12 protein-coding genes are annotated in these 12486 nt (G+C 72.7%); 8 read left to right on the top strand and 4 right to left on the bottom strand.

The features are described from left to right. Positions 1-13: 13 nt before the first annotated feature. Positions 14-1483, bottom strand: coding sequence for an MFS transporter (locus tag ACQEVB_RS15665; protein WP_432971129.1), 1470 nt, complete (start codon positions 1481-1483; stop codon positions 14-16). A gap of 101 nt (positions 1484-1584) precedes the next feature. On the opposite strand from ACQEVB_RS15665, the gene ACQEVB_RS15660 reads away from it, so the two are divergent. From ACQEVB_RS15660 to ACQEVB_RS15640, 5 genes are all read left to right on the top strand, one after another. Continuing rightward, on the top strand, positions 1585-2622 hold the full coding sequence (locus ACQEVB_RS15660) for a LacI family DNA-binding transcriptional regulator (RefSeq protein WP_432971126.1): 1038 nt from the start codon (positions 1585-1587) through the stop codon (positions 2620-2622). Between the two features lie 368 nt (positions 2623-2990). Beyond that, positions 2991-4841: an ATP-binding protein gene (locus tag ACQEVB_RS15655; protein ID WP_432971123.1), complete on the top strand. Its 1851-nt coding sequence runs from the start codon at positions 2991-2993 to the stop codon at positions 4839-4841. Beyond that, complete coding sequence (locus ACQEVB_RS15650; protein WP_432971120.1) at positions 4838-5242, top strand: roadblock/LC7 domain-containing protein; 405 nt, start codon at positions 4838-4840, stop codon at positions 5240-5242. Before ACQEVB_RS15655 ends, ACQEVB_RS15650 begins: the two co-directional genes overlap by 4 nt. Positions 5243-5245: 3 nt before the next feature. Further along, on the top strand, positions 5246-5611 hold the full coding sequence (locus ACQEVB_RS15645; protein ID WP_432971117.1) for a DUF742 domain-containing protein: 366 nt from the start codon (positions 5246-5248) through the stop codon (positions 5609-5611). Then, on the top strand, positions 5601-6167 hold the full coding sequence (locus ACQEVB_RS15640; protein ID WP_432971114.1) for a GTP-binding protein: 567 nt from the start codon (positions 5601-5603) through the stop codon (positions 6165-6167). The genes ACQEVB_RS15645 and ACQEVB_RS15640 overlap by 11 nt, the downstream gene beginning before the upstream one ends. Here the strand turns inward: ACQEVB_RS15640 and ACQEVB_RS15635 are convergent. Next, entirely contained in the window at positions 6164-6613 is a 450-nt protein-coding gene (locus ACQEVB_RS15635) for a cupin domain-containing protein (protein WP_432971111.1), read from the bottom strand. The genes ACQEVB_RS15640 and ACQEVB_RS15635 overlap by 4 nt on opposite strands. Continuing rightward, the gene (locus ACQEVB_RS15630) at positions 6606-7358 is read right to left on the bottom strand and encodes a GntR family transcriptional regulator (RefSeq protein ID WP_432971108.1); all 753 of its coding nucleotides are present in this window, start codon (positions 7356-7358) and stop codon (positions 6606-6608) included. Before ACQEVB_RS15630 ends, ACQEVB_RS15635 begins: the two co-directional genes overlap by 8 nt. A gap of 79 nt (positions 7359-7437) precedes the next feature. Here ACQEVB_RS15630 and ACQEVB_RS15625 point away from each other — a divergent pair, with 79 nt between their 5' ends. From ACQEVB_RS15625 to ACQEVB_RS15615, 3 genes are all read left to right on the top strand, one after another. After that, the gene (locus ACQEVB_RS15625; RefSeq protein WP_432971105.1) at positions 7438-8070 is read left to right on the top strand and encodes a LysE family translocator; all 633 of its coding nucleotides are present in this window, start codon (positions 7438-7440) and stop codon (positions 8068-8070) included. Between the two features lie 62 nt (positions 8071-8132). Next, complete coding sequence (locus ACQEVB_RS15620) at positions 8133-9572, top strand: MFS transporter (protein WP_432971102.1); 1440 nt, start codon at positions 8133-8135, stop codon at positions 9570-9572. Positions 9573-9986: 414 nt separating this feature from the next. Next, positions 9987-10568: a TetR family transcriptional regulator gene (locus tag ACQEVB_RS15615; RefSeq protein WP_432971099.1), complete on the top strand. Its 582-nt coding sequence runs from the start codon at positions 9987-9989 to the stop codon at positions 10566-10568. A gap of 250 nt (positions 10569-10818) precedes the next feature. Here the strand turns inward: ACQEVB_RS15615 and ACQEVB_RS15610 are convergent, their stop codons facing one another. Next, complete coding sequence (locus ACQEVB_RS15610; protein ID WP_432971096.1) at positions 10819-12192, bottom strand: DUF222 domain-containing protein; 1374 nt, start codon at positions 12190-12192, stop codon at positions 10819-10821. Between the last annotated feature and the right edge of the window lie 294 nt (positions 12193-12486).

Raw genomic sequence — 12486 nt, 5'->3', positions numbered from 1 at the left:
GTGCTCCTCGATCTCAGGTGGATGCGGCCGCCGGCACGTGCTCGCGCACCAGCGCGTAGAGCACGACGGAGACGGCCATGACCCCGGCGGCGGTGAAGACGCCGGGCGCCCAGCTGCCGGTGGCGTCGCGCAGGATGCCGCTGACCACCGGGCTGGCCACGGCGCCGATCTCCGCGACCAGGTTGAACAGGCCGAAGACCGAGCCGCGCTGGTCGTCGGGGACGAGATCGCCGGTGATCCCGTGGACGATGGGCTGCAACGCGTTGAAGAACAGCCCGGACGTGAAGAGGATCAGCCCGAGCAGCAGCAGCGACGGGCGCCCGCTCATGATGCTCAGCCCGAACGCGACGGCGAGCAGCGCGTGCGCGACGGCGCAGGCGATGGCGAGCGGCTTGCGCCCCTTGCCGGCCCGGGCGCGGCGGTCGGCGAGCCAGCCGCCGATCGGGAACCCGATGATCCCTGCGCCGGCGTTGAACGCGGCGGTGAGGCCGGCGGCAACGAGGCTCGACTGCGCCGTCTCCTTGACGATCTGCACCGACCAGAAGCTGAAGAACCACAGGTTCCACATGACGGCGATGAACGCGATGTAGACGTACCAGACGTTGCGGTTGAGCAGCGTGGACGCGTGCCCGGAGCGACGCACGTTCTGCACCACGACGGCGGTGACGATCGCGGCGAGCACGCCGACGCCCACCGCGGTGAGCCACTCGGGCCAGCGCAGCGCCTCCGCCACGAGGAAGAGCGCCACGATCGCGACGAACGTCGGCGCCGAGTAGGCGATCAGCCGCAGGGCGGGCGGACCGAGCCGCAACGGGCGGTCGCCGCGACCCCGGAAGAACAGGTACGTGGCCAGCGCGACCACCAGCGAGACGACGCCGAACACCCACAGCGGCATCCGCCAGGCCTCGCCGGCGAGCCCGACGGAGGTGCCCCAGTTGATCAGGTACGGCGTGGCAAGCACGCCGATCGTCAACCCGATGGACAGGCCGGAAAGGACGACGCCGAGGCCGAGGGTGCGCCGGTTCGCCGGGGTGTGGTTCATGACCATCGTGCGGTCGTTGGAGTAGAAGACACCCTCGCCGAGACCGGTGAGCACGCGCGCGGCGACGAACGCGACCAGGCCGGCGACCAGGCCGGACACGAGCGTCAGCAGGCCGGCCCACAGCAGCGAGAGGACGAGCATCTCGCGGTGGCCGAACCGGTCGCCGAGCCGCCCACCGGCGTACTGGGTGAGCATGTAGCCGGCGAAGAACATCGAGCCGACGAGACCGCCCAGGGTGGCGGGGTTGCTCGCGTCGCCGATGAACCCGGCCTTGTTCGCGATCATCCACGCGATGACGGGGCCGGTGACCGTGCGGTCGGCGTAGCTGAAGAGCCAGCCGAGGAGGAGGAACCCCCAGAGGCTGCGGTAGTGCCCGCTGAAGATGGGTCGTGCGCCGGCGTCGGTGACGGTCGCCGGGGGCGTTCCGAGCGTTTCGCTCATGTCCCCTCCTGTACGGTAAGCGCTTTCCAGCGTAGGAATCCCCTACGACGGGTGTCAAGGTAAGTGCCGTACCCCTCCGGGGAAAGCGCTACCCTTCGCGCATGCGCTCCAGCGGGCCCGCCACGCTCGCCGACGTCGCGGCACGGGCCGGCGTATCGCTGGCCACGGCCTCGCGCGCGCTGAACGGGAGCGCCAACCGCCAGGTCCGCGAGGAGCTGCGCGAGCGCGTGCGCCGGGCCGCGGAGGAGCTGGACTACTCGCCCAACGCGCAGGCCCAGGCCATGGCCCGCGGCCGCACGGCGACGCTCGGCCTCGTCGTCCACGACATCGCCGACCCCTACTTCTCCGCCATCGCCGCCGGCGTCATCTCCGCGGCGGCGGCGCACGGGCTCCTCGTCACCGTCGCCAGCACCCAGCGCGACCCGCAGACCGAGCTGCGGCACGTGGAGCAGCTGCACCAGGAGCGCGCCCAGGTCGTGGTGCTCGCCGGCTCCCGGATCGACGACCCCGACCTGCTCGACGCCATGCGCACCGCGCTCGCCGCCGTCACCCGGCACGGCGGACGGGTCGCCTGCATCGGGCAGGACGTGCTCGGCGTACGCACCGTCGTCGTGGAGAACCGGCTCGGGGCCGCCGCGCTCGCCGAGGCCCTGCTGGGGCTCGGCCACCGCCGGTTCGGCGTGCTCACCGGGCCGTCGGGGCACCTCACGGCGCGCGACCGCGCCGAGGGCTTCTGCTACGCGCTCGCCGCCGCGGGTGCCGAACCGCTGCCGGCGCACGTCCTGCCCGGCGAGTTCACCTGGGAGGGCGGGTACGCCACCACCGCGGCCATGATCGCCGCGGCCGGCGGCCGCGCGCCCGTCGACTGCCTCTTCGCCGTCACCGACGTGATGGCGCTCGGCGCGCTGGCCGCCCTCCGCGCGGCCGGGTTGCGCGTGCCCGACGACATCGCGGTCGCCGGCTTCGACGACATCCCCTCGCTCCGCGACGTCGTGCCCGGCCTCACGACCCTGCGCCTGCCGATGACGCGGATAGGAGCGACGGTCGTCGACCTGGCCCTCGACGACACCTCCGGTCCGTCCCGCGTACCGGTCCGCGGCGAGATCGTGCTCCGCGAGAGCACGCGGCGTCCGAGCTGACCTGGGCCGACACGGCTGGTCAGCCCAGCGAAGGCGTCGACCGTTCGGCCGTACCCCGCGCAGACGGCCGGGTACGGCGACGCGCGCGCGGTCGCGCGCCCAGTGGCGACATGGGTTCGCCGATCGGCCCGTCGTGACGCTGAGTATCTCATCCGTGAGCCGACCGTGACCGTCGAGGCGCTCCGATCTGTGTCGTCCGGGTTCCATCAGCCGAACGTGCGGCGCGTCGCGCCCAACGGGCACCGCGCGTTGCGCCGTTCTCCGCACCCGGCTCTGCTGCAACCGCGGACCCGTTGCAGCCATGGCTACGGTCGTCGGCGCGACCGGAGCGAGTCGGTCGACCCGGCGAACGTGACGGAGCCCGAAGTATGCCCAGTGACCTCTCGGCCGCACCGGAGTCCGCGCGCGAGAAGCGCGGATTCCTGGCGTGGCTCCTGCGGCAGCTGCCGCGCGGCAACACCCTCGACGACGCGCAGTGGAGCCGGCGGCACCGGCTGCTGCAACGCCTCCTCCTGGCGCACATCCCGTTCATGGCGGGGCTCGGCTGGGTGCTCGGCGACTCGCCGTCGAGGGTCGGCTACACGCTGGTCGCGCCGGTCGTCTTCCTCGTGGCGGCGCACGTCGCCGGCAACCGGCGGCTGCGCTCGTTCTTCACGACCGGCGGGCTCGTCTTCTGCTCGGCCGGGCTGGTGGTGCTGACCTCGGGGAGCATCGAGGCGCACTTCCACTTCTTCATCATCATCGGGTTCATCGCGCTCTACCAGGACTGGGTGCCGTTCCTGTGGAACGTCGGGTTCACCGTGCTCAGCCACGGCATCGGCACGCTCTGGCTCGGCACGCTGATCTTCAACCACGGCGCCGGCCAGGCGAACCCGTGGCTGTGGTCGGGCATCCACGGTGTCGCGGTACTCGCCGCGTGCGCGGGGATGGTCGTCTTCTGGCGCATCACCGAGGACGAGCAGCACCTGCGGGAGACCCTCGGCAAGCAGCTCGTGGTCGCCGACGCGGAGATCGGGCACCGCAAGTTCACCTCGGACATGCTGGTCAGCCTCGCCCGCCGCAACCAGAGCATGCTCCACCGTCAGCTGGAGCTGATCAACAAGCTGGAGGAGAAGGAACGCGACCCGGACGCGCTCGGTGAGCTGTTCCGGCTCGACCACCTCGCCACCCGGGTGCGCCGCAACGCCGAGAGCCTGCTGGTGCTGGCCGGCGAGCAGTCGCCGCGGACCTGGACGCACCCGGTGCCGCTGCGCGACGTCGTGCGCGCGGCGATCGCGGAGACCGAGGACCTGGGCCGCGTGGTCTTCGCGGTGGACGAGCGCGTCCACGTGCTCGGCCGCTGCGTCGCGGACACCACCCACCTGCTCGCGGAGCTGGTGGAGAACGCGGTGCGGTACTCGCCGCCGGACACCACCGTGACGGTCCGGGCCCGGCACGACCTGCGGCAGGCGGGCGGCCAGCTGCTGACCATCGAGGACTGGGGCGTCGGCATGCCGCCCGAGGACCTCGCGCGGGCGAACCTCCAGCTCGCCGAGCCGCACGAGATCGACCCGACCGTCACGCAGCGACTCGGCCTGCACGTCGTCGCCCGGCTCGCCGCGCGGCACGGCATCGAGGTGTCGCTCGGGACCACACCGGGTTCGGGCATCACCGCGGTCGTGGCGATGCCACCTGCCCTGTTCGCCGACCCGCAGTCCGCGCCGGCCGTCGCGGTCCAGCCGGCGCCCCGGCAGCGCCGGTACGCAGGCGGGCCGACCCTCGGCATCTCCGCAGGCCCCGACCAGGCCGCCGAACCGGCAGCGCGTCCCGGGTGGATCGAGCCGGTGACGATCGACGGATCGCTGCCCACCCGCCGGCCGGCCCGCGGCATCGAGCCGGAGACGGCCTTCACCCCGTTCGGCGTGCAGGCAGCGGAGCGCAACGACTGGCGCGGCTGGTGGGACGGACCCAGGGAAGAGCAGCCGCCCGCCGCACCGGAGCGCCCGAGTGTGCAGGTCCCGGAACCGCGGGCCGAGCAGCCCACGACCAACGGCAACGGGCGGCCCACCCTGCGCCGCCGCGTCCCGCAGAGCCACCTCGCCCCCGAGCTGCGCAACGGGCACGAGGCACCGGCACAGCCCTCGGGTGTGCACGCCGGCGCTGCCAACGCGCTGTCGCGCTACCAGGCCAGCCGGCAGGCCGCGCAGAGCGAGGCCGCGCAGAGCGGCGGAGCGCAGTGACGGCCGTCGGGACGGGCCGGCTCGACTGGTTGCTGGACGAGTTCGCCCGCGCGACCCCCGGTGTCGTCCACGTGGTCGTCGTCTCCGGTGACGGGCTGCGGCTCGCCAGCTCCCCCGGGATCGGCGCCACCCTCGGCGATCAGCTCTCCGCGGCGGCGTCCGGGCTGGTCAGCCTCGCGCGGGGTACGGCGCAGCTGCTCGGCGCCGGCTCCGTCGGGCAGACGATCCTCGAGCTGGACGGCGGCTACTACTTCGTGACGTCGGTCAGCACGGGCGCGACGCTCGCGGTGTTCGCCGAGCGCTCGTGCGACATGGGCGTCGTCGGCTACGAGATGACGATGCTGGCGACGCGGGTGGGGCACGCCGTCACGCCCGCGCAGCGCAAGCCCGCGGAGCGGTAGCCGGTGTTCGACGACGCAGGTGGCGGTCGGGTCGTGCCCGTCTACGCCCTCACCGGTGGCCGCACCCGAGCCGTCGACGGCAGCCAACTGCCCGTCGAGACGCTGGTGACGGTGGCCCCGTCCGGTCGGCCGGTGGGCGAGCTCCAGGCCGAGTACAGCGAGACGATCCGACTGGCGGCGCAGCCCGTGTCGGTCGTCGAGATCAGCGCCCACCTGCGCGTCCCCGTCGGGGTGGCGCGGGTGCTCGTGAGCGACCTGGTCGCCGCCGGCCTCCTCGAGATCCACCTGCCGCCGTCCGGCGGCGGTGTTGACGGGGGACCGGCGCCGGCCGTGCTCGAACGACTGCTGGAGGGACTCCGTGCCCGCTGAATCCGACCTCATCCCGCTGAAGGTCCTCATCGCCGGCGGCTTCGGCGCCGGCAAGACGACCATGGTGCGCTCGCTGTCGGACATCCCGCCGCTGCTCACCGAGGCACCGATGACCGTGGCGTCGATCGGGGTCGACGACGCCGACGCGGTGCCGGACAAGCAGACGACGACCGTCGCGATGGACTTCGGCCGCCTGACCGTCGACCGGTCGCTGATCCTCTACCTGTTCGGGACGCCCGGGCAGTCCCGGTTCTGGTTCATGTGGGACGAGCTCGCGCGCGGCGCGGTGGGTGCCGTCGTGCTCGTGGACCTGCGCCGGGTGGACGACTGCTTCCCCGCGATCGACTTCTTCGAGAGCCGCAGGCTCCCGTTCGTCATCGGGGTGAACACGTTCCCCGGCAGCGACCAGTTCGACGAAGCCACCGTGCGCGACGCGCTGGCGCTCTCACCCGACCACCCGTTGATGTGGTTCGACGCCCGCGATCCCGAGTCCAGCCAGGCCGCGCTCGTGCTGCTCGTCGAGCATGCGCTGGCGCGCAGCTCCGTGCCCTCCTAACGGTCCCGCAGCGGCGGGCCGACGGGCCGCGCGCCGTGCCGCGCGTAGATCGTGGCGACCTCGGCGTCGGACGGGTCGGTGGCGAGCTGCTCCCACTCCTGGAACAGCTCGTCGTACCCGCCGGGCGTCATGATGTTGACGACCCGCACCGGCTCGGCGCCGAGGTTGTCGAAGGTGTGCGGCACCCCGGGCGGCACCGTCGCGAAGTCGCCGGGACCCAGTTCCACCAGTTCGTCGCCCGCCTGGACGGTGAGCACGCCGCTCAGCACGAAGAACGTGTCGTCCTGCACCTCGTGGACGTGCAGCGGCGGGCCGGACCGGTGCGCCACGTCCATCACCAGGAAGTCGAACCGGCCCCCGGTCTGGCTGCCGCCGACCTTGAACAGCGCGTTCCCCAGGCGGTAGGACTGCCCTTGCCGGGCCCGGACCACCACGATCTCAGCCACGTCGGACGACCTCGAAGACGACGAAGTCGTCGTCCACGTCGACCAGCGACACGGCCATGATCGTGCCGTCGGCGGCGTAGTGGCGCTCCAGCAACCGCGTGAACGCCGTCCCGACGGCCACCGGCAGCGGGGTGCGCTCGCCGTCGTTCACCACCGGGCGGATCTCCGCCACCGCGTGCACCACGGGTTGGACCAGGTACGGGCGGGCGAAGTCGAAGTGCGCCGGATCGCCCACCTCCGGGACCCGCGACTGGTCGCGCAACCTGCTCCACGGCACCAGGTCGCGGATCCAGATCGCGAGGCGCCCGTCGGCGAAGAACGACGTGTCGGTGACGAACGCGGGCGCGCCGGCTGCGAGGTCGGACCCGAACGCCGCGAGCAGGTCGTCGGGCGGTGCGTCGGCGCGGTAGTGCGCGGCCTCGACCCGGACCTCGTGGCCGCGCTCCTCCAGCAGCTCCGCGAAGCTCACCAGCCGCTGCAGCGCCAGCGCCGAGCGCCGGACGTGGCTGTTGATCGTGGTGCCGATGGCGCGCCGGCGCGTGACGACGCCGTCGCTCTCGAGGCTCTGCAGCGCGGCGCGGATCGTGGTGCGGCTGACCCCGTACATCCCGGCCAGCACGTCCTCGTTGGGCAGCCGCTGCACGAACTTCTCGCCGAGGATCGCCTCGAGGATCGCGGCCCGGACCCGTTCGGCCAGCGGCGCGGTGTCGAACTGCGGAACCCCGGTGAAAGCTTCAGAGCGCATGCTCGACTCGTTCCTGACTCGACAGAATCATCGTTCATACTTTGTATGACGATAGCAGAATCTGTGCGACACTGCAGGCATGGACCTGCCCAGCTCGCTGCCGTCGTTCCTCGTCGCCGTGCTGCTGATCTCCGCGTCGCCCGGCCCGGCGATGGCGCTGATCCTGCGGCGCGCCGCGCTGCACGGGTTCCGCGCCGCGGTCCCGACCGTGGTCGGGCTGGAGGCGGGCCTCTTCGCCTGGGCGATGCTCGCGGCGGCAGGCTTCGCGGCGCTGGTCGCGGCGTCGGAGACGGCGTTCGTCGTGCTGCGCGCGGTCGGCGCCGCGGTGCTCGTCGTCCTCGGCGTCAAGGCGTGGCTGGGAGTGCTGCGGGGTCTCCCGGTTGCACCGGAGGGTGCTGCGTCGCCGCCGCGAGCGTGGTGGCGCTCGGTCGCCGAGGCGGTCGCGGTCTCGCTGGCCAACCCGAAAGCGGCCGTGTTCATGGTCGCGTTCTACCCGCAGTTCGTGCCGGCGGACCGGCCGCTGTTCGCGACGACGGCACTGTTCGCGTCCGCCCAGGTGGCCCTGGAGACCGCGCTGTACCTCGCGCTCTCCGCCGGGGTCGCGCGGGCAGGCGGGTGGTTCCGCCGGAGCACGATCCGCCGCCGCCTCGACGCGCTGAGCGGCGCCGTGCTAGTCGGCCTCGGGGTGCGGATGGCGGCGAGCAGCCAGTAGGCATTTTCATGCGCCGAGAACTTTGTATGACAAATTACGTACGATTTATTGAGAGGGTTCCGATGATCCGTTCGACCTGCGTGCCCCCGCCGGAGCAGCACCGACGCCTCGCGCTCGACTCCCGTTCCGCGACGCTCGCACTGCTGTCGTTCGCGATGCTGATCGTGTCGCTCGACCAGTACATCGTCGTCGTCGCGCTGCCGGAGATCGGCCGCGACCTCGGCTACTCCGCCCGCACCCTCCAAGCCGTGGTCAGCGCGTACGCCGTGGCCTCCGGCGGGTTCCTGCTGTTCGGCGGGCGCGCGGCGGACGTGCTCGGCCGCCGGCGCATGCTGGGCGCCGGCCTCGCGCTGTACGCGGTGGCGTCGCTGGCCGGGGGGCTGGCCACCGGGCCGGAGGTCCAGCTGACGGCGCGCGCTCTCCAGGGACTCGGCGGCGCGCTGGTGTTCCCGAGCACCCTCGCCGTGATCAACACGATCTTCCCGGAAGGGCCCGAGCGCAACCGGGCGCTGGGGATCTGGGGCGGCGCCGGCGCGGCCGGGCTGGTGATCGGCGTCCTGTCCGGCGGGCTGCTCACGCGCGCGTTCGGCTGGGAGGCCGTGTTCCTCGTCAACGTGCCGCTGGCCGGGCTGGCGCTCGCCCTCCTCGTGGTGCTCGTCGCTCCCGACCCGGTCCGCGACCGGACCCGCTCATTCGACCTGCCGGGCGCGCTCTCGGCCACCGCCGCGGTCACGGTGCTGGTGTTCGCGCTGGTGGAAGGCGCCGACCTCGGCTGGGCCTCGCCGTGGATCGTCGGGCTGCTCGCGGCCGCGGTCGGGCTGACCGCCCTGCACGTCATCGTGGAGCGGCGCAGCAACGACCCGCTGGTGCCGCCACGCCTGGTCAGGAACCGCAGCCTGCTGGTCGCCACCACGGTGGCGGCGCTGTTCACCGCCACCTTCGGCTCCGCGCTCTACTTCCTGTCCATCTACCTGCAGGACGTGCGGGGCTACGACGCGCTGGAGACCGGGCTGGGCTTCGTCGCGCCGACCGTCGTCGTGGTCGCCGGATCGGCGTTCACCGGCCGGGTCGTCACTGCGCTCGGACTCGGGCGAACGCTCATCGGCGCGCTGGCGGTCGGCGCGGTCGGCGCGCTCGCCCTGGCCGTCGCGATGACCCCGGAGAGCTCCTACGCCGCCCTGCTGCCCGGGCTCGTGCTGCTCAGCGTCGGCGACGGCATGGTCTTCACCGCCATGTTCATCGCGGGCGGCACCGGCGTCGCCGAGCGCGAGCAGGGCGTGGCGTCCGGCATCGTGTCCACCGGCTCCAGCATCGGCGCGGTGATCGGCCTCGCCGTCCTCGTCCTCGTGGCCACCGCCGGCACCGACGGGCTCGCCGGTGAAGCCCTGCGGGTGGCCACGTCGGACGGGATCCGCGCGGCGGTGCTGACCATCGCGGGCGGCATCGTCGCCGCGCTGGTCGTCGTCGCCCTGGGCCTGCGGCGCGCCGCGATCAGCCGCTGACCCACCCGGCCGCCAGCGCCTCTCGTCGAATGCGGTGAACCCTGCTCGGCCACCGCCTCCTGCAGATGCTGCGGCACTCGGGTCAGCGCCACGAACGCGAGGTCGAGCACCCGGGCGGACGGGGCCGTGGTGTCCCGGTCGACGACTCGACCAGCCCGTCGTCGTCCCAGACGACGTTGTGCGTGGCCGCATCCTGGTGCCCGACGAACAGCCGCGGTGCCAGGGTCGGCCGGACAACCAGACCGCGTCGGCCGGTGGCACGACGTCGGCGGTCGCGTCGCGCAGCCGCCGCGGACGCACTCCGGCCACGACAGCCGCTCGCCCACCGTCCGGCAGGGGAGGTAGGTCAGGATCGCGGCCCTGCTCGTCGGAGCCAAGGGCGCGGGGCGCGCCGGCGAACCCGACCGCCTCCAGGTGGCGCAGCACCGCGTCGACCGCGGCCGACCACGGCTGGACCGGTTTGCGGATCATGCCCGCGCCGGTCGTGCGGCCACGGTGTGGTCGAGGAAGTCGAGCCGGGCCGGCCGTTCGAGTCGGCCACGCGCCGCAACCACGACCACGGCCCGGGCGCTGTTCGTCGAACGCGGCTACGTGCCGACCACGCTCGCGGACATCGCGGCGGCCGCCGGCGCCGGCGCCCTAACCGTCAAGGCCGCGTACGGCACCAAGTCGGGCGTGCTGGCGGCGGTGTGGGAGCGCGCGGCCGACCATCGCCCGACCGACGAGCCGGTGACGGACCCCTCCGATCATCTGCGACGTAAGATCGCGCGGCGGGTCGAGGTGAGCGGCCGGGCGGCGCAGGCCGACGCGGAGATCGGCGCGCTGTGGGCACTGTGCCGGCCGGGTTCCGCGACACGCAGCGACGCATCGTCTAGGTGCTGCACGCGCTCAACTACGGCACGTGCCACCAGATCGTCGACCGGTGGGGGCTGGTCGCCGGAGCGGTACCGGGCGTGGCTCGCCCGGACGTTGATCGAGCAGCTGATCGAGCCCTGACAGCCCAGGACGATCTGGCCACTCCGGCGACGAATCCTGGCCGTCGATCGCGGCCCACGCGGAGCAACGGGGCCTGTGGCGCCCCCACACTCGGTGACCCGGCGGATCAAGCGCACCACGGCGTCACGCAGGCAGGTGGGCGCGGCGGCGCCGTGTACTGGTGCACAGCGGCGAACGGCGATGTTCGAAGGCGCAATGCCAACTCGGGCTGTCGCCAACTCGGTTACGGCTCCGCGGAGCACGGTGGTGGTCAGGGTGGGTCGGGGTCGCTCCGGTAGTCGTAGGGCCGGGTCACGTAGGCGTGCCCGGTCGGAGTGGTCCACTCCAGCCCGCCGTCGGGCAGCGCGCGGACCTGCCAACCACCGCCAGCGTGTTTGAGGTGGTGGTGGCGCACGCAGTACCCGGCCAGGTTGGCCGCGCTGGTGGCCCCGCCCTCGGCGAAAGCGGTGACGTGGTCGAGTTCGCCGTTGACGACCTTGCGGCGGCAGCCGGGGAAGCGGCAATACACATCCCGCGCCCGCACAAACTCGGCCAGCGCGGCGGGTGGGGTGTAGGTGCTGCGGCCGTGATCCAACAGCGCCCCGGAGGCCGGGTCGAACAACAACCGCCGCCACACCGCGGAGGCGGCGATCTCGCGGGCCATCTCGGCGGTGATCGGTCCGTACCCGAGCAGCTCGCACGGGTCATCGGTCAACCCGAACAGGCTGGTCATCGGCATCAGCAACTGCACCAGCGGCTTGCCCGGGTTCACCGGCACCGGCAGCGCCGGGTCGGGGTTGGCGAGCCGCCCGGACAGCAGATCCGCCAACAGGTCCGCACGCCGCTCATCCATCGACCGCGGATCCTCGGCGCCGCACCCGCGCGCCAGCCGGGTCAACCACTCGTACGCCGCGACCGCGTCCGGGGCGGGCAACAGCGCCCACAGCGACGCCATGCCGTCGGGTTCGGGATTGACCGCGACCCGCCGATCCCGACGTGCTTGTTCGTGGCGTTCCTGCGCGCCGCCCGGGTCGACGGCGATGATCGCCCGCTTCACCGACGCCCGCAGCTGCGCCGCGGTCTGCTCGGGCGCCTTCGGCAACACCCGGGCCTCCACCAGGGCGGCATGCTCATCGGACAGGGTGGCGGTGCCTTCGGTGATCACGGTGACCCGCCGCTGGTCGAGCAGTCCGGCTTCCCACGCGGCCAGGGTGTCCGGCAGCCGCGACACCAGCGCCTCGGCTTGCCGGGTGCGAAACGCCGCCGTGCCACCGGACAGGTGCAGCGCGGTGCCGACCTCGTCGGCGGCCCAGTCGGTCACCGCACCCGGTTCGCTGCGCCGTGCGGACAGTTCGGCGATCAGCCGGGCCTGCCGGGCCTGCCGGGCCTGCGCCCACGCCACCACCCGTTCGTAGCCGACGAGCGCGTCGATCAGAGCCGGGTCGGACAGGTCGGCCGGGGAGGAGAAGTACTGGTCGAGTTCGAGCGCCAGCCATCCCGACGGCTGCACCGCCGCCGGGGACGGGGAGCCGTCGAGCAGCAGCGAGTCGGGTGCACCGACCCACTCCTCGACATCGACCATGTGTTCGATTCTACCGCAGGATGGTGCCCGTGACCAGTGAAAACAGGGAGAGACCAGGATCATCGGCAACCCCTGGGGGCCACCCACACCGCGCGACCAGAGATGTTCGTGGGCAAGCTGACCCGCCCCGCAGGCTCGTCAGGGCCGAGGAGCGGAAGCAGCGAGTGGCGTCTACCGAGGTGGTGTGCGACTCAGCCCTGATGAGGGCTGTGGCGTAGACGTGTAGGGCGGCCACCGCGTGATCTTCTGGAGACCTTCCACAGTGCTTCAGGAGTTCCACGCGATGACCGCACCCTCGATTATCGACCCGTCCCAAGTTCCTGCACGAGCAGCTGTCCCAAGCCAGCCCGGACCTGC

Source organism: Pseudonocardia sp. CA-107938 (assembly GCF_050936315.1).
Taxonomy (GTDB): Bacteria; Actinomycetota; Actinomycetes; order Mycobacteriales; family Pseudonocardiaceae; genus Pseudonocardia.
Note: the sequence above shows the minus strand (reverse complement) of the source record. Positions and strands in the feature narration are given on the sequence as shown.

Coding starts and splice junctions, on each gene's coding strand:
- ACQEVB_RS15665 (WP_432971129.1), bottom strand. CDS start 1,483: ATGAGCGAAACGCTCGGAACGCCCCCGGCGACCGTCACCGACGCCGGC.
- ACQEVB_RS15660 (WP_432971126.1), top strand. CDS start 1,585: ATGCGCTCCAGCGGGCCCGCCACGCTCGCCGACGTCGCGGCACGGGCC.
- ACQEVB_RS15655 (WP_432971123.1), top strand. CDS start 2,991: ATGCCCAGTGACCTCTCGGCCGCACCGGAGTCCGCGCGCGAGAAGCGC.
- ACQEVB_RS15630 (WP_432971108.1), bottom strand. CDS start 7,358: ATGCGCTCTGAAGCTTTCACCGGGGTTCCGCAGTTCGACACCGCGCCG.
- ACQEVB_RS15625 (WP_432971105.1), top strand. CDS start 7,438: ATGGACCTGCCCAGCTCGCTGCCGTCGTTCCTCGTCGCCGTGCTGCTG.
- ACQEVB_RS15620 (WP_432971102.1), top strand. CDS start 8,133: ATGATCCGTTCGACCTGCGTGCCCCCGCCGGAGCAGCACCGACGCCTC.
- ACQEVB_RS15610 (WP_432971096.1), bottom strand. CDS start 12,192: ATGATCCTGGTCTCTCCCTGTTTTCACTGGTCACGGGCACCATCCTGC.